15 protein-coding genes and 3 pseudogenes are annotated in these 17,134 nt (G+C 52.3%); 14 read left to right on the top strand and 4 right to left on the bottom strand.

From position 1 onward, the window contains the following. From E0L16_RS12010 to E0L16_RS11970, 9 genes and pseudogenes are all read left to right on the top strand, one after another. The coding region (locus tag E0L16_RS12010) for a type VI secretion system Vgr family protein (RefSeq protein ID WP_131637000.1) at window positions 1-1,609 on the top strand (1,609 nt) is incomplete at its 5' end. Next, window positions 1,590-2,102 carry a hypothetical protein gene (locus tag E0L16_RS12005; protein ID WP_242672223.1) on the top strand — a complete coding sequence of 171 codons (513 nt, stop codon included), beginning with the start codon at window positions 1,590-1,592 and terminating at the stop codon, window positions 2,100-2,102. The genes E0L16_RS12010 and E0L16_RS12005, both read left to right, overlap by 20 nt. A gap of 76 nt (window positions 2,103-2,178) precedes the next feature. Next, window positions 2,179-2,943 (top strand): hypothetical protein, encoded by a 765-nt coding sequence (locus E0L16_RS12000; RefSeq protein WP_242672222.1) that lies wholly within the window; start codon window positions 2,179-2,181, stop codon window positions 2,941-2,943. A 153-nt stretch (window positions 2,944-3,096) separates the two neighbouring features. Further along, window positions 3,097-3,537, top strand: a complete 441-nt coding sequence (locus E0L16_RS11995; RefSeq protein WP_131636999.1) for a DcrB-related protein — start codon at window positions 3,097-3,099, stop codon at window positions 3,535-3,537. Between the two features lie 3 nt (window positions 3,538-3,540). After that, complete coding sequence (locus E0L16_RS11990; protein WP_131636998.1) at window positions 3,541-8,046, top strand: RHS repeat-associated core domain-containing protein; 4,506 nt, start codon at window positions 3,541-3,543, stop codon at window positions 8,044-8,046. A 15-nt stretch (window positions 8,047-8,061) separates the two neighbouring features. Next, window positions 8,062-8,259, top strand: a complete 198-nt coding sequence (locus E0L16_RS11985) for a hypothetical protein (RefSeq protein WP_023300305.1) — start codon at window positions 8,062-8,064, stop codon at window positions 8,257-8,259. A gap of 331 nt (window positions 8,260-8,590) precedes the next feature. Then, a pseudogene (locus E0L16_RS11980) lies at window positions 8,591-9,455 on the top strand (RHS repeat domain-containing protein); the annotation flags it as partial. A 24-nt stretch (window positions 9,456-9,479) separates the two neighbouring features. Continuing rightward, window positions 9,480-9,860 (top strand): type IV secretion protein Rhs, encoded by a 381-nt coding sequence (locus tag E0L16_RS11975; RefSeq protein ID WP_131636997.1) that lies wholly within the window; start codon window positions 9,480-9,482, stop codon window positions 9,858-9,860. A gap of 5 nt (window positions 9,861-9,865) precedes the next feature. Then, window positions 9,866-10,186 (top strand): hypothetical protein, encoded by a 321-nt coding sequence (locus E0L16_RS11970; RefSeq protein ID WP_131637002.1) that lies wholly within the window; start codon window positions 9,866-9,868, stop codon window positions 10,184-10,186. Window positions 10,187-10,721: 535 nt separating this feature from the next. On the opposite strand, the pseudogene E0L16_RS11965 reads toward E0L16_RS11970, so the two are convergent. Beyond that, a pseudogene (locus E0L16_RS11965) lies at window positions 10,722-10,844 on the bottom strand (DUF933 domain-containing protein); the annotation flags it as partial. 9 nt (window positions 10,845-10,853) lie between these two features. On the opposite strand from E0L16_RS11965, the pseudogene E0L16_RS22355 reads away from it, so the two are divergent. From E0L16_RS22355 to E0L16_RS11945, 4 genes and pseudogenes are all read left to right on the top strand, one after another. Further along, a pseudogene (locus tag E0L16_RS22355) lies at window positions 10,854-11,000 on the top strand (RHS repeat domain-containing protein); the annotation flags it as partial. Between the two features lie 256 nt (window positions 11,001-11,256). Beyond that, complete coding sequence (locus E0L16_RS11955; RefSeq protein WP_063865932.1) at window positions 11,257-11,739, top strand: hypothetical protein; 483 nt, start codon at window positions 11,257-11,259, stop codon at window positions 11,737-11,739. 101 nt (window positions 11,740-11,840) lie between these two features. Further along, a complete protein-coding gene (locus E0L16_RS11950) occupies window positions 11,841-12,221 on the top strand; it encodes a hypothetical protein (protein WP_131636996.1) in 381 nt (126 codons plus the stop codon). 16 nt (window positions 12,222-12,237) lie between these two features. Next, window positions 12,238-12,603, top strand: coding sequence for a hypothetical protein (locus tag E0L16_RS11945; RefSeq protein WP_131636995.1), 366 nt, complete (start codon window positions 12,238-12,240; stop codon window positions 12,601-12,603). A 365-nt stretch (window positions 12,604-12,968) separates the two neighbouring features. Here the strand turns inward: E0L16_RS11945 and ychF are convergent, their stop codons facing one another. Together ychF and pth are read right to left on the bottom strand one after the other, a co-directional pair. Continuing rightward, a complete protein-coding gene (gene ychF, locus E0L16_RS11935) occupies window positions 12,969-14,063 on the bottom strand; it encodes a redox-regulated ATPase YchF (RefSeq protein ID WP_010432886.1) in 1,095 nt (364 codons plus the stop codon). A 126-nt stretch (window positions 14,064-14,189) separates the two neighbouring features. Beyond that, entirely contained in the window at window positions 14,190-14,774 is a 585-nt protein-coding gene (pth, locus tag E0L16_RS11930) for an aminoacyl-tRNA hydrolase (protein WP_131636994.1), read from the bottom strand. Window positions 14,775-15,047: 273 nt separating this feature from the next. Here pth and ychH point away from each other — a divergent pair, with 273 nt between their 5' ends. After that, entirely contained in the window at window positions 15,048-15,323 is a 276-nt protein-coding gene (ychH, locus tag E0L16_RS11925; protein WP_063865908.1) for a stress-induced protein YchH, read from the top strand. 56 nt (window positions 15,324-15,379) lie between these two features. Here the strand turns inward: ychH and dauA are convergent, their stop codons facing one another. Then, on the bottom strand, window positions 15,380-17,062 hold the full coding sequence (gene dauA / locus E0L16_RS11920) for a C4-dicarboxylic acid transporter DauA (RefSeq protein WP_131636993.1): 1,683 nt from the start codon (window positions 17,060-17,062) through the stop codon (window positions 15,380-15,382). Window positions 17,063-17,134: the final 72 nt, after the last annotated feature.

Raw genomic sequence — 17,134 nt, 5'->3', positions numbered from 1 at the left:
CAACGGGGAATATCTGGTCACGGCGGCGGGCTATCATTTCGAGGAGAACCGCTACGCGAGCGGCGAGGGGGAAACCATTCACCGCACCGATTTCAGCGTCATTCCGGCGGCGGTGTCGTACCGTCCGGCGCAGTCCACGGCGTGGCCGCGCACCTACGGCCCGCAGACGGCGAAAGTGGTGGGGCCGCAGGGAGAGAGCATCTGGACGGACAAATATGGCCGCGTGAAGGTGAAGTTCCACTGGGACCGTCTGGCGAAGGGCGATGACACCAGCTCCTGCTGGGTGCGTGTGTCGAGCGCATGGGCAGGCCAGGGCTACGGCGGGGTGCAAATTCCGCGCGTCGGCGACGAGGTGGTGGTGGACTTTATCAACGGCGATCCGGACCGTCCGATTATCACCGGGCGCGTGTACAACGACGCGAGCATGCCGCCGTGGGCGCTGCCGGCTGCGGCAACGCAGATGGGTTTTATGAGCCGGACAAAGGACGGCTCCGTAGATAACGCTAACGCCCTGCGCTTTGAGGACAAGGCGGGCGCGGAGCAGGTGTGGATTCAGGCCGAGCGCAATCTGGATACCAGCGTTAAGAATGATGAAACGCACAGCGTCGGCGGGGCACGCAGCCATTACGTGAAGAAAAATGAGCTGCATCGCGTCGAGGCTAATCAGATCCAGGCCGTGAAAGGCGGAACCGAGATCCTGACGGGGAAAGGCAAGCTGGATGCGGCGGTGGAGCAGTATGTGATCGCGTCCGGGACGAAGCTGCGGCTGGTCTCGGGTGAAAGCGCGATTGAACTTAACGCTAACGGCAAAATTAACCTGATCGGTAAAGAGTTTAACTTCTTCGTTGAGGGAGATGGCCACATTACAACTGGCGGCAAGCTGCACCTGAATACATCGGGTACCAAGCCGGGCACGACGGCGCCGGGATCAGGGCATAAAGGGGATATTGATGCGGCGGTGCAGGAGAAATTTTCGCCGGGAAAGGAGAGTAAGGCGGGTGCGGCTGCCAGTGCGCCTGCCGAAACATCCAAAACGGCTACTCCCCCAACGTCCAGTGTGCCTTCAAGCGGTTATGGCAAAGATGTAGATAGCCTTGTAGACAAATCACCTACCATGAAGAATGACATTGCAACCTTAAAGAAACGAGGCTGGACATTTGAAAAGGGTGAAGCAGGTAAAGGGACGTACGCCGATCGTCAAAAGCGCGTTATTACCGTTGATAAAAATGAGCTCGGTAATCCGGATGCAGTCGTTCAGTCTCTGTCACATGAAAGTGGCCACGCTTTATATGAACCCAACATTGATCTTTCATCGCGTGATGCTTACCTCAACAGTGCTCTCAGTGATGAGGGCGCTGCGACGCTGAACAATATTCGAGTACAACGCGAAATCTTAGCCAATAAGGGTGGAGATATAGGTATTGCAGGCAATCCGGCAAATCATTCACAATATAATCGCATCTATGATTCTCTCGAACGAGGGACTATTAAGGAAAGTGAAGCGCGAACGCAGATAGGCCGTATCTTTGGTAAAGGCGAACAAACGTCGAACACAGGGCAATTTTACGAAGATTATTATGGCGGTTGGTATGATAAAAATTATCCATAGTCTAAAAACTGGTGCGGTGCTTGCGGCTTTATTAACGACGGGAATGGCAGGAGGTAACATGCAGAAACAGGATCTTTGGCAGTTCATTACAGAAATGAGCGCATCACTCGAAACGTTGTCCGTTACAAGTCTGAATAACGCTCCGTTGTCATTTAAGCTGACGAAACAGAATGAATATATCAATTTCTACAATGCCGACGATGTTGAACTCGCGGATGGAACCAACATTACTGCAATAGATTTACGTTTAAGTAAAGAAAGCGATGGTATGGCACCGTTACTGAATTTTGCACCGTCCGGCCAGTGCATCACTCTTGATACCGTTAAAAAACATTATCCGCAACTAACGTTAACTGATTATCCGCGAGGCCGTTCGGAGAACGAAGTGACCAGTTATACAGCGCCAAAGGATAAGAATGGGCAAAAAATAAGCTTCAGTTTCACGGTAAAAAAACCTGACTGCCTGGGTGGGGTTGCTATTAGCGCCGACTAAGAATGCTGATTTCATTACTCACCGTTTTTTTAAAGTGGTGAGTAGCATAATATTTATCCAGCAAATGACGATTAACGTGAATAAACGCCTTTTTGTTTCTCTTTGTTTTACCCTGATCTCGACCTTTTTGTGCAGTTATGAAGTATTAGCGCAGGCTATGCCACCCATTCTGGCTGAACAGGATTTTTCCAAACAGATTAGAGACAAATCTGTCGCCCTGGGCGACAGATGGACTCCTGATATTGCCCGAAAAATCGACGTGCCGGTGGAAGAGGAGGTTACCGGTGAGGTTCCTTTTGACGGGATTTGGGCTGCCGGGGTCGAGAACGACTCGTCATTAACCCTGCGGTTAGCGGAATCAGGCAACCATATCACCGGCTCTTATTGCTATATATCCCAGAAAGGGAACCGCATAGATTGCCCGGAGGATGATGAGCGTAATCTTAGCGGTACGATCGCAGGCAATCATGCCAACGTTGAATTCAACTCATCGTTTGGCGGCGTAGGTGGACGGGCTGTTCTGGAAATAAAGGGGCGTGAAATGGAATGGCGATTAGTTACTCCTCCTCAAAAAGGAAATTACTATGCCCCGCTGCGGTATACGTTACGTAAAGCCGCTTCGGTTCAAAACGCTGAAACCAGAAAACTGGACACCGATAAATTCGCTATTTCGCTGATAAACAAGTGCGGCCATTTTGAGAGCGAATGTGACCAGATGGTTTATCTCGGCGTGCGCAAAAGCGATAACAGTACGATTTCCTTAATGGGAAAAACGTTGCGCGACTCCGAAGATAAAATAATCGGCTCAACGTACAGCAATGGCGGGACGTTTACACCGTGACGTATGCACCCGTGAAATTGATTGTCAGTAAAGGTAGCCATATCTTAGTCGAACAGTCAGGTCAGTGGCTTAAATAACAGAATCATCGGTAAAAAGGCCAATGTGGATTGGCCTCTGTTATTTCTCTCAATACTAATCATCCCGAGTTCACTTATGAAATACACCCTCCAGGAAGGTTCCTTCACCCTATTTCCTGCCGCCTGGCAGGACAACAGCATGAACATCATTCGCGATGACGAGAGCGGGTTATCTGTAGTGGTCAGCCGCGGCGTCATCCCGGATGGTAGCGATTACGAACAAGAGTTCCACCGTCAGTGGGACGTGCTGCGTCCTCAGATGGGTGAGATCGCCCAGAGTGAATTCCAGCACGTCAAAGCCGGACCAGACGGCAAAATCGACGGCCTGGAGGTTGAAACCACCTTTGACCGTAACGGCCAGCGCCTGTGGCAAAAACAGCTGGCCGTGCAGACGCCGGGCAAACCGGTATTGATGATTTTTACCCTCTCGTCGCTCAAAGCCTTCACCGAAGAGGACGAGGCGCGCTGGAGCGCACTGAAGCAAAGTCTGACGCTAAACGACAACCGGAATGTGTAAGGCATGAGCGATAACAACGCGGCCCGTAAGGGCGACGAGATTATTCACTCCAGCATTTTTGCTGATATAACCAGCATTGTGGCGGAAGGTGCCGCCTATGCGGTGATCGGCGCGGCGGTGGGCGCGGCAGCGACCGTCGCGGCTCCGCTGCTGGGTGCCGGGGCCGCTGCCGCAGGCGTGGCGGCGATAGGATCCAGCTGTCTGTTGAGCGGCATTATCGGCGGGGTTCTGGCGAACGTCGCCGGGATCACCGACGATATCAGCAACGCCGCTGAAGGGCTGGGCAACGCGCTTTTCCCGCCGTCGCCTGCGGGTAAGATCACTACCGGTTCCAGCAACGTTCTGACCAATGCGATCCCGGCTGCACGCGCAGCCGGGACCTTGACGCCTGCCGATACTCCTTCCCCTGAGCCGCAGTCTCCGGGCAGCTTTGCCGACTACGCGGGCATGCTGCTTTCCGCCGCCGGACAGTTCGGCAGCGAAATGTGGCAGCCGAGCGTGGCCTCTGCCGCTGCCGGCACCTCGCCGCTGGAAGAAGACAAGGTGGCGTGCGATAAACACTCCGGGCCGCAGTATCTGGCTGAAGGCTCCAAAAGCGTCTTTATCAACGGGCAGCCTGCGGTGCGCGCGAAAGATCGCACCACCTGCGAGGGCACCGTGTCCGACGACGTCTCCCCGAACGTGATTATCGGCGGCGACACGCTGACGGTCCGCGACATCAAAAGCGGCAAAACGCCGGGCCTGGCGCTGGGGATGATTGCGCTCTCCCTGCTGCGCGGGCGTCCTGGCAAGATTTTGAAAAACATGCCCTGCGCGCTGGCGTCTGCCGGCGGCGGGATGCTGGCGGATATGGCGGTCAACGCGGTGTTCGGCTCCTCGCACCCGGTTCACGCCGCCACCGGCGTGAAGGTGCTGAATGACGACGATGAGCTCGATTTCTCGCTGCCGGGGCGCTTTCCTTTGCGCTGGCAGCGCAGCTACAACAGCCTGACTAACCGCGAAGGGCTGTTTGGCCTCGGCTGGGCAACCACCTTTGACAGCTACCTGACGCTGGAAGAAAACAACGCCACCTGGTTCGACGAAACCGGGCGCGAGCTGAGCTTTGCGCTGCCACCGGTCGACCGCGCGTTTTACAGCATTAGCGAAGGCATTATTATCCGTCGCAATTACAGCGGCGACGTGGCGATTGCCGACGATGACGGCGCGGTGTGGCGTCTGTATAAACCGACCCGCGCTAACCCCTCCATCCTGCGTCTGGCGTCCCTCAGCGATGAATACGGCAACGCGCTGCTGACGGAGTGGGACGAGCACGGCAGGCTGGTCGGTCTTCACGACGAGCCGCGGGCGATTGACGTCACCCTGCGCTATGAGGACGAGCGTTTCCCTCAGCGCGTTACCTCGGCGAGCCATTTTGACGGAAGCCGCACCTGGCCGCTGATGCAGTGGGGCTACGACGGGCGCGGCCAGCTGGCCAGCGCGACGGATGCCTCCGGCGTAGCGACCCGTGAATACCGCTATAACGATAACGGCCTGATGGTCTGGCACCGCCTGCCGGGCGGGCTGGAGAGCGAATACCGCTGGCAAAAATTCGACCACTGGCGCGTGGTGGAAAACCGCACCAGCACCGGCGACGGCTGCCGCTTTAGCTACGATTTAACCGCCGGGCTGACCACCGTCGAGCACTACGATGGACAGACGCGAAAGCACTACTGGAACGCGCAGAGCCTGATTGTTCGCTACGTTGACGAGCGCGGCGAGAACTGGCGCTACGAGTGGGATGACAACGAGCTCCTTACGCGCCGCATCGATCCGCTCGGCAATGCCGTCACCTTCGTCTATGACGAGATGGGCAATCGGGTGCAGGAGATCGACGCAGACGGTAACGCCCGCACCACCACCTGGCTGGAGCACCGTGCGCTTCCGGCGTCAATCATTGAAGCAGACGGTAGCGCGACCCGCTTCTGGTATGACGAACACCACGGGCTGAAGCGCGTGGTCGATCCAGTGGGGCACGTTACGCAACTGCGTCGGGACGAGTATGGGCAAGTTGTTGAAGAGGTGGATGCCGCCGGCAACAGCCGCTTCCAGGAGTACAACGAGGCCGGGCAGGTGGTTCGCGCCACGGACTGCTCTGGTCGGGTTACTCAGTATCGCTATCATCCGCTGGGCTGGCTGGTGGCTGAGATCAGCGCTGACGGCGAAGAGACGCGCTACCGCTACGATGCCGTGGGGCGTCCGGTACAGCTCGATCGCCCGGAAGGGTGGACAGAGTCGCTCAAATGGAACGAGCGTGGCCTGCCGGTGAAGCATGCGGGTGCCGACGGGAAAGAGAGCGAGTTTAAATACGATGACGCGGGGCGCTTAACCGCCACGCGTAATACGCAGGGTGAAGAGGTTCGTCGCCGCTGGGACAGCCGCGGGCGTCTGATTGCTCTGGAAAACGAAAACGGCGAAGCGTACCGGTTTATCTGGGGCGCAGACTCGCTGTTGATGGAAGAGGTGGGGCTCGATGGCGTGGCCTCGCAGTATCGCTACGATGCCTGTGGCCGCACGATAGCACGCACCTTTGCCGCCGGACATCCGGAGGCCATCACCCATGCCTTCGCCTGGAGCGCGAGCGGTCAGCTGGTGGCCCGCACCACGCCGGAAGGGCAGACCCGCTACCACTACACGCCGTCCGGGCTGTTAAGCCGGATTGGGCTGCATCCTGCGCTTTCAGCCGATGCATGGAGCACCGAGGCGGAGCAGGAGCTCGCCTTTGAGTATGACGCGCTCGGCCGCGTGACGCGCGAAGCGGGCGAGCACGGGGAGCTGACGTGGGAATATGATGCGCTGGGCAACCGCACCTCCGTCACGCTGCCCGATGGCCGTGAGCTGAAACAGTTCTACTACGGCAGCGGACATTTGCTCAGCATTGCCCTCGATAAGCTGTCGGTCTCCGACTTTACCCGCGACGAGCTTCACCGCGAGACCAGTCGCACGCAGGGGCTGCTGACCACCCGCAGCGAATACGACCGCCTTGGTCGCCTGCATCGGCGGGACGTCTTTACCGGCAACGCCCAGCGCCCGTCGCCGCGCCGCTGGTCCCGCCGCTGGGATTACGACTACCGTAATAACCTGGTTCGCGAAGAGCGGGACGATAACCCGTTCAACTGGTACCGCTGGCAGTACGACAGCGCCGGACGTCTGCTGGTTCAGGACGGCACGCTGCCCGGCCAGGAGCAGTGGCGCTGGGATGCAGCCGGTAACCCGCTGGAAGGCTCTGCTGAGAAGGTCACGCATAACCGCCTGACGCAACTGAACGGCATTCGCTGGCGCTATGACGTCCACGGACGCACCGTGGAGAAAGATAACGGCCAGACCCGCTGGCACTACCGCTACGACGGTGAGCACCGCCTGACGGAGGTGATCAGCCAACCGCGGGACCGCAACAGGCCGCAGACGCAGGTCAGCTTCCGCTACGATCCGCTCGGGCGACGAATCAGCAAAACGCGCCGCCAGATGCTGGGCGGCCAGCCAACCGGTAAGCCGGTCACCACCCGATTTGTCTGGGAAGGGTACCGGCTGTTGCAGGAAGTGCACGGGGATGTGCCGCTGACCTACGTCTACAGCGATCAGGACAGCTACGATCCGCTGGCGCGTATCGACGGGGTTGATGCCCCGGAAATCTTCTGGTTCCACTGTCAGCCCAACGGCACGCCCGAGCGGATGACGGATAGCGAAGGGCAGGTGCGCTGGGAAGGTGTAAACAGCGCCTGGGGCAAGCTGTTGCGGGAAAGCGAAACGCAGGTATCAGGATATTCCCAGAACCTGCGCATGCAGGGGCAATACCTGGACCGCGAGACAGGGCTGCACTACAATCTGTTTCGGTATTATGACCCGGATTGTGGACGGTTTACGCAGCAGGACCCGATAGGGCTGGCGGGGGGGATAAACCTTTACCAGTATGCGCCGAACGCGCTGGGGTGGGTGGATCCGTGGGGGTTGTCGTGCAGAAATAGCTGGAATGATTTCCAGAGCAAAACTCGAGGTGCTTTTGCTACAAGAGGTCATGCTGCACGGGCCTACCGAGCTACTCATGGAATTTCAAAGCCAGATTTCCCTAATCCGGCCACATACCTTGATGCAGGAAAAATTAGTAGGCATTTAGAACTATTCAAGGGAGGGGTTACTAAGTTCGTTTGGGGTATTAATCCTGAATTTAGTCATTTAGGTCCACCAGGAGGCCACTTTGTTATGCCAAGGACCGTTGCTGATGACTTAATTAGACGTTCAGGTGGGAACATTCCAAAGCTTGAGAGATTGTTAGGGTTAAATGCAGGTGATCTCGGAGACGCTCCTTTAAGAGTTGATATTAATAATCCGACAGGTTTAAGAATGCCAACAGGAAATGAACGAGGAGCAAATGAATTTTGGTTGCCGGGAGGATATACTTCAGGTGGTATCCCAGAGGCGGCCATAGATCCTACTCCGCTAAATCAATTAAAGATCACACCGTTGAAAAATTAAAAAAAAGGAGGCGCAATGGATAAAATAATATTTAATAATTATGGAGTAATCCTTATCGAAAGAGAAGGGCGTTTTTTTATTAGGTTTTATTCAGGGGGGATAGTTATGAAAGAAGAGGAAGAAGAATTGAGCATTGATGAGGCCAAAAAAGTTCAAATGAGTGAAAAGGATGCTTATGAGGTTTTAATAGCCATTGAAAAAAAGAAAAGCTAAAATATTGACCTCATTTTTAATAATTACCTGTCGATCAGTAATAAGGATGGTTTTTTACTACAAACCAAAATAAGTCGCTCAATGAGGTTCTTTGTAAAAGTTAACTTTAGCCAATTATAATAGAGAACTAAAAACACGCATGGGGGGTGTTTTTTGTTCGAAGCGATTAAAAGTTAAATAAAAAATTATCTCATAGAAATCTATTAAAAGTAATTTTCCCCTTCCACAACCATCTTGTCCGTTACTTTCGTGCCTGGCTTATCCTTGTCGGCGTGGAGTCCTTATACATTATAGCTTGAGCACGTATAAGCCCTTGCTCTAGGCGCAAGCAGGGGGGCTGTCTACCCGCAGCGAATATGACCGTCTTGGCCGCCTGCATCGCCGGGATATAGTTACCGGTAATTCTCAGTGCTCTTGGTTGCACCGCTGGGATACTACCGGTAACCCGCCCGAAGGCTCTGCTGAGAAGGTCACGCACAACCGCCTGACGCAACTGAACGGCATTCGATGGCGCTATGACGTCCACGGTCGTACCGTGGATAAAGATAACGGCCAGACCCGCTGGCACTACCGCTACGACGGTGAGCACCGCCTGACGGAGGTGCTCAGCCAGCCGCGGGACCGCAACAGGCCGCAGACGCAGGTCAGCTTCCGCTACGATCCGCTCGGTCGCCGCATCAGCAAAACGCGCCGCCAGATGCTGGGCGGCCAGCCAACCGGTAAGCCGGTTACCACCCGATTTGTCTGGGAAGGGTACCGGCTGTTGCAGGAAGTGCACGGGGAAGTGCCACTGACCTACGTCTACAGCGATCAGGACAGCTACGATCCGCTGGCACGTATTGACGGCATTGATGACGCGGAGATCTTCTGATTCCACTGTCAGCCGAACGGCACGCCGGAACGGATGACGGATAGCGAAGGACAGGTGCGCTGGGAAGGGGTGAACAGCGCCTGGGGCAAGCTGCTGCGGGAAAGCGAGACGCAGGTATCAGGATATTCTCAGAACCTGCGGATGCAGGGGCAATATCTGGATCGTGAGACAGGGCTGCACTACAATCTGTTCCGGTATTACGACCCGGACTGCGGACGGTTTACGCAGCAGGACCCGATAGGGTTGGCGGGGGGGGATAAACCTTTACCAGTATGCGCCAAACCCTCTTAAATATATCGACCCTCTTGGATTATGTAAGACTGAAAGCGCAAGAGCGCGTCAAGCGAAAATGCTTAAAGATGATGTAGGATATAATATTAGTCCAAAAAGTTGGGACCAATATCCTGCAATTGGTCGAGATGGTACATTTATCACAGACAAAAAAGGGGCGTTGAAATATTTCAATGGCATTGAAAATGGAGATGTAACTATATCTAAATCTCTTGCCTCAAAAATTGAAAAAGACATGGGGTTATACCCAGGTTCTTTAAGCGAAGGATTTAATATAAGAAAGATTGGCGGTATCTCTAATATGCAGCCACGAAGCCCATTAAATGGTAATGATTATTTCTTAGGTCCGGGCCAACATTTACCTGGCGGGGCTCCAGAAATGGTGATAAATTCCGTACCAACGTCAACTCCAGTAGCTATAAGGGTGAATGTAAATTGAATAAAATGCCAGATGATTCGATCATTGTTATTGATATAGCAGGGGACATTGTAAAAATACGTGTTTTGGGAAGGAATTTGATAAGTAAAATGCAGGCGATAGGGTTTTTATTAAAAGATGAACTTATGGTTTTACCTGTAGTTGACGATCAGGATAAGCAAAGAGTAATAACACAGTTAGTTAACGAAGGAGCCCTTTTTTTATTTGGATACGGTTGGTACCCATCCGAAGTAATGGAGTATTACAAAGAGCAAAACATCAACTTTGGTAAATACAAGATTATATATTGGAGTGATAAGGATACATATCATATAGAGGAAAGATAGTCCCTCATAAAATTATTGCGGGGGAGCAATTATCAACTGTTTTGACAATCATCTAAGCAGAGGCCAAAAGTTAATTTTATTTCACAGCTTGAAAGCGCTGATTTCCATTGCGTAACACTAAATTTGTCGATGGAAGTCGTTGTTATCTGTAGTTTCGCAGTTTTACAAAATGGCTGGTATGATTGATTCTATTCCTTTGATATGGTTCATAACGCGTTGTCTCGATCAGGACCTGTGTACTAAGTTCGCTTCTAACAATAAAATTATAGCGACAACAGTGCCTGGAACTGGCGCACTCAGAGTGGACATTCTTGCTAGATGTGAGAGTTATGCCTGACTAGCGGAGCGTCTATATCAGCATCCTTATCAAACCTTAAAGCCTGCGGCTGTCGACGTCATTATCTTTGACCATGAAAAAAAATCCACGCCAAAGCGTGGATTTTTCCCTTTTAAAATCAAAATGTTAAAAATAGGTACGTCAAATTGCCAATTTTACGATGTAATCTTTCCCTTCCGCACGCATCTTGCCAGCTTATTTCGCGCCTTGCTCGCCCTTGTAGGTGATAAAGCCTTCAAACGCTATAGTCTGCGCTCGAATGAAGCCCTTCTTGAAGTCGGTGTGGATGTTACCAGCCGTCTAAGGGGCTGTCGCACCGACATCCGCTGACGTTATGACATCCAAGGCCGCACCGTGGAGAAGGTTAATGGCCAGATCCGATGGCACTATTGCTATGACGGTGAACATCACCTGACGGAGGTCATTAGCCAGCTGCGGGACCGTAACAGGCCGCGGACGCAGGTCAGCTTCCGTTACCCACATACATTGTGACATTTCCAACAGTCAATCAATATAGAAGTGATCCTTTGGGTTATCATCAAGCGTTACAGCTAAAGTTAGGTCCTGCATGGTCCGTACTTACGAAATTGAAGGCATTCTATGTAAGCGAAGACATAGATGTTGCTTACGGTAGAGCTGCTGCCAATTAGTTGTATAGAGATGGGGGAGGACTTCAGTTCTTTATCCCTAGGGATTAGAGACATCTTTTAACCCCAGGAAAGATCATAGATCTATGATAAACTTAAATTTTAATCCGAAAACGGGTAAGCTAACTTTCGATGGTCTAACTTTAGAGATTGATGCTGAAGAAGGATTTTGCAACAGTAAACTTTATCACAAACTAAATACGTTTAATGCTGTAAAGAAATACATGCCTTATCACTATCTTATTGATCCGGTGTTTTTTTGCGATAAAGAGTTTGAAATTAACATACGGCCAATATGTTTTGGTTTTCCTTTTATGGTTCATCTTGTCGATAAGGATAGTGAATTTTATAAATCCCTAAAGGACTGGGATGCGAGAACTAATATTAACATGCTAAATAACTCAGTGAAAAGTTTGTCTGATTGGCTAAGTCTTTCTCTGAATTTAGGGGTTCCTGACATTACGGAAACAGAAATGATTAGATGGGATTATGAATGGGGCCGAATTTCTGTCTCGTATGAGACGAAGTCATTCAACCATGGTATATATATAGTTTGGAATTTAATCTAATTAGTCAACAAGACTTGGTTAAATTAAGTTATTGACTAATAACATCATCCATTTACTTTTAATTTTACTTGTCATTATTGGAGTTTAAGGTTATAGAGATAATGAAAATAACTAATCGACTAAAAAAGAAGTTATTAGTCCTCGATGGCACTGACAATGATTTCATAGAGTATGGAAAGGAAATAGCATGTCCTGAATGCGAGGGGATAATAGCCTACTCTATCGTAAACTCATATGAGTTTGACACGCTCACAGAAGAGGTAAAATGCTTTTTGGATAAGAAAATGAGAGGTGTGAAGCTTGTTAGTGAACATAAAAAATATAGCTACGACGATAGCCAATTATATGTTTCGAAAAATACATGTTCAAAATGTTTGAAAGAGTTTTCTACTGTATTAACGTATAAAGAAGTGCAGCCAGCCCGATACCGGGTATATCTTGTGGGGCTTTTTGAAGGTGATTTGAAACAGATCAAACTTTAAAAGTTGAGGTTTACCAATGATTGAAAATCTCATTTTATTTAAAGAAAATGACCTGCTTCAAAGGGGTCGTGGTGAAGGTAACATAGTGGTTAGTATGCCATTTTTAGACCATGCAATGGTCGACTCAACACGCCAGTTAGTCTTTGCGTTAAGCGAGCCTAAACCATTACCAACCGTTTTGACCATCTTCAATGCTCAGGGCGAAAAACTATTTTGGTCTGCACCTCCTGAAGGTGCGACTTTCTATTACTTAACATTCAACCTGTCAAAGGAAGTGGTCGTTGTCTGTAGCTATCCAGCAAAAAAAAATGGCTGGCATGACTGGTTTTATTCCTGGGATATGAAGCGTAACGCGTTGTCTCTATCGGGCCCTGCATACTAAGATCACAAGTGCCAAAAAATATGATAACTATAATCGGTGGCAAAAAAAGAACTGTATCAGCAGTTACAACAAGCAGTTTAAAAAAAAGCTACAAGTTGAGTGAATAAAAAAGGGTATTCAGAGGGAATCTTTCTGACTTCCGGAAGAGAGATCCCAAGAACCGGAGGAGTCATTCTCGCTTAATCTGAGAGTCCTGCATCTCTTAAAGAGCGCTAGCGCGAGGGCTCTTTTCAGGCGTTAAGCTTGTGTCTGCCGAAATCATTCCCTTTGATTCCAGCATGAAAACTGAACTCTTAGACAATGTGTTTTAACCTCACAATAAAAAAATCCACGCCAAGGCGTGGATTTTTTCCGTTCAAAACAACTCAAACGTTAAACAAGAAGTTCATCACATCGCCATCTTTAACGATGTAGTCTTTCCCTTCCGCACGCATCTTGCCAGCTTCTTTCGCGCCTTGTTCACCCTTGTAGGTAATAAAGTCTTCAAACGCGATGGTCTGCGCGCGAATGAAGCCCTTCTCGAAGTCGGTGTGGATCTTACCAGCCGCCTGAGGCGCAGTCGCACCGACAGGGATGGTCCACGCACGCACTTCTTTCACGCCTGCGGTAAAGTAGGTTTGCAGGTTCAGCAGCTCATAGCCCGCGCGGATCACGCGGTTCAGGCCCGGCTCTTCCAGACCCAGCTCGGCCATGAACTCTTCACGGTCGGCGTCGTCCAGCTCCGCGATATCAGATTCAACGGCAGCGCAAACCGCTACAACCACAGAGCCTTCAGCCGCGGCAATTTCACGCACTTTGTCCAGGTACGGGTTGTTCTCGAAACCGTCTTCGTTAACGTTGGCGATGTACATGGTTGGCTTCAGCGTCAGGAAGCTCAGGTATTTGATCGCCGCCTTGTCTTCTTCAGTCAGGTTTTTCAGCGCGCGGAGCATGCCCGCGTTTTCCAGCTGTGGCAGACATTTTTCCAGTGCAGCCAGTTCCGCTTTCGCGTCCTTGTCGCCGCCTTTGGCTTTCTTCTGCACGCGGTGAATTGCGCGCTCGCAGGTGTCGAGGTCAGAGAGCGCCAGCTCGGTGTTGATAACGTCGATGTCGTCAGCCGGATCCACTTTGTTGTTAACGTGGATGATGTTGTCGTTCTCGAAGCAGCGCACAACGTGGCCGATCGCTTCGGTTTCACGGATGTTGGTCAGGAACTGGTTGCCCAGACCTTCACCTTTGGATGCGCCTTTTACCAGACCCGCGATGTCCACGAACTCCATGGTGGTGGGCAGAATACGCTGCGGCTTCACGATTTCCGCGAGCTGGTCCAGACGCGGATCGGGCATAGGAACAACGCCGGTGTTCGGCTCAATGGTACAGAACGGGAAGTTCGCCGCTTCAATACCTGCTTTGGTGAGCGCGTTGAACAGGGTGGATTTGCCCACGTTTGGCAGACCGACGATACCGCATTTGAATCCCATTTCTAAATCACCTTAATCTCTTGATAATCAATCCGTTAACGATAACCGATTGAAGAAAAGTAAATAACTACGCCTATTATACACGTAACCCACGTGCCGCGCGGTAAAAATGCCGCAGGGCCTTGTTTATTGCGCTTTGAAAGCGTGCAGTCGATTGGTGGCTTTCGTTAAGCCGTCCTGAAGCCAAATCTCGGTGCAGCGGGCCGCCTCGTCTACAGCTTCGTCAATCAGCTTTTGCTCAGAAACTGGTGGTTTACCGAGTACGAAACCGACAACTTTGTTTTTAACGCCCGGATGACCGATTCCCACGCGCAAACGGTGGAAATTGGGGTTATTGCCCAGTTTGCTGATGATATCTTTCAGACCGTTGTGGCCACCATGACCGCCACCCAGTTTGAACTTCGCCACGCCTGGCGGCAGATCCAGTTCGTCGTGGGCCACCAGGATTTCATCCGGATTGATGCGGTAGAACGTTGCCATGGCCGCCACGGATTTGCCGCTCAGGTTCATAAAGGTGGTTGGCACCAGCAACCGCACGTCGGCACCCGCAAGATTGATGCGTGAGGTATACCCGTAAAACTTTGGTTCTTCACGCAGAGGCGCGCGCAAACGCTCCGCCAGCAGATCAACATACCAGGCGCCGGCATTATGGCGGGTAGCGGCATACTCTGCGCCCGGATTGGCGAGGCCGACAATCAGTTTAATCGTCACGATTTACTTCCTAATGGGTTCCAGATCTGGTGCGTAGTTTACTGTCTGGCGCGCCGCTTGACAAAGTTCCGCCTGCTGTACATCGAATTGCGAATAATTTCTTATTTGAACAATTAGAATTTCAAGCTGTTCAATGTCTTATTTGTAAATTTTTGTCTGGGAGTTATCTGTAAATGTGATCGCTCGCGCAACTCATATAAGAGGCGTTGTCTATACTTTACACACAAGGAGAAGGGGCTTTTCCCTGACAACCCAAAGTTCCGGAGGTTACATATGAAACGCAAAAACGCTTCGATGCTCGGTAACGTGCTAATGGGGTTGGGACTGTTCGTGATGGTCGCCGGTGTCGGTTATTCAATTTTAAACCAATTACCGCAGCTTGACCTCCCACAATACTTTGCGCATGGCGCGGTGCTGAGCATCTTCCTCGGTGCGGTATTGTGGCTCGCCGGGGCGCGCGTAAGCGGACATGAGGAAGTCTGCGATAAATACTGGTGGGTGCGCCATTACGATAAACGATGCCGCCGCGACCAGCATAAACCCAGCTAGTGTGCCAGTTTTACAAAAGAACGACTCCCTCTGGAGTCGTTCTTTTTTCAGGCTATTTATTCCAGGTCGGTGAGCGCCGCTTCGCGATTTGGGTAAAAGGCCAGTCGGCCAGGGATCGGCTGTACGCCAGCGCGCGCCATCGTGCGTAGTGGCTGAAACTCCAGGTTACTCACCCGCAGCTCGCAGCCTTCCGGCAGACGTTTCACAAAACGCTGGAAGGCATCCAGACCGCCGGCATCCAGCACAGGAACGGCATCCCACTTCAGTACCACAATCCGTTTACCCGCCACACGAGACTCCAGATCGCTGAACAACCCCTCTGCGGCAGCAAAGAACAGGGGGCCAATCACGCGCAGCACCAGCACATCGTCAGGCACCTCAACGTTAACCGGAGAGAGACGCGTCATCTGCGCGATGCGGCGCATAAACAGCAACGAGGCCAGCACAATGCCGACGCTGATGGCGATAACCATATCGAACAGTACGGTCAGCGACATACAGATCAGCATCACGATGATGTCGTCTTTCGGGGCACGGCGCAGCAGATTTACCACCTTATGCGCCTCACTCATGTTCCAGGCCACCATCAGCAGCAGGGCAGCCATGGCTGAGAGGGGAAGCCACGAAAGCAGCGGGGCCAGGATCAGCAGCGCCATGATCACCAGCAGAGAGTGAATGACCGCCGACACCGGCGATGTCGCCCCCGCGCGAACGTTTGCGGCGGAACGGGCGATCGCAGCCGTTGCCGTAATACCGCCGAAGAACGGCGCAACGATGTTCCCTAAGCCCTGGCCGACCAGCTCGCTGTTAGCTTTATGCTTTGTCCCGGTCATGCCGTCGAGTACCACGGCGCAGAGCAGGGATTCAATCGCTCCCAGCATCGCCATGGAGAACGCGGCGGGCAGCAGGGCGCGAAGGGAATCCCAGCTCAGGGTGAAACTCGAACCTGGCATGTCCCACGGCAGAACCAGCTGCGGCAGCAGCTGCGGAATACCGTTACCCTGTGAACCGTCCGCCAGAATATAGTGGAACTGCGAGCCGATAGTGGCGACCTGTCCACCGAGCAGGTTGACGACGCCCATTACCGCGCAGCCCAGCAGCAGGGCGGGCAGATGCCCCGGGAGACGAATTCCCAGGCGAGGCCAGACAACAAGCGTCCCGAGGGTAACGATGCCAATGGCCGCATCGCCCAGGTTGGCCGTCGGCAGCGCCATAAACAGCGCGCCCACTTTCTGTAAATAGTGCTCCGGAACATGGGGCATTTGCAGACCAAGGAAATCCTTAATCTGCATAGTCCCGATGGTGATCCCAATCCCCGAGGTGAACCCCAGCGTCACGGAAAGAGGAATATATTCAATCAGGCGACCGAAACGGGCCAGACCGAACAGAATTAAAAAGACGCCGGACATCAGGGTGGCGACCAGCAGGCCTGCCAGACCAAACTGTTGCGAAACCGGATAAAGGATCACCACGAAGGCGGCAGTTGGGCCGGAAACGCTGAAGCGTGACCCGCCCGTCAGCGCAATCACAATCCCGGCGACCGCCGACGTGTAAAGGCCGTACTGCGGCGCGACGCCGCTACCAATCGCCAGCGCCATCGCCAGCGGAATGGCAATAATCCCGACGGTGATCCCGGCTATCAGGTCACGGATAAAGCGTGACGATGTGTATTTCTCTTTCCAGCAGGCGTCGATGAGGGCGCGAAAGGGCAGAACATGTGAGGAGGTTACGTTTTTCACAATTATCTATCATCCGTGTGCGCATCATCTGTCATGTGAATGGCAGGTGAAGGAGGCATAAATCATACAAAT

It is taken from the genome of Enterobacter quasihormaechei, assembly GCF_004331385.1.
In the GTDB taxonomy this organism is placed as follows: Bacteria; Pseudomonadota; Gammaproteobacteria; order Enterobacterales; family Enterobacteriaceae; genus Enterobacter; species Enterobacter quasihormaechei.
Note: the sequence above shows the minus strand (reverse complement) of the source record. Positions and strands in the feature narration are given on the sequence as shown.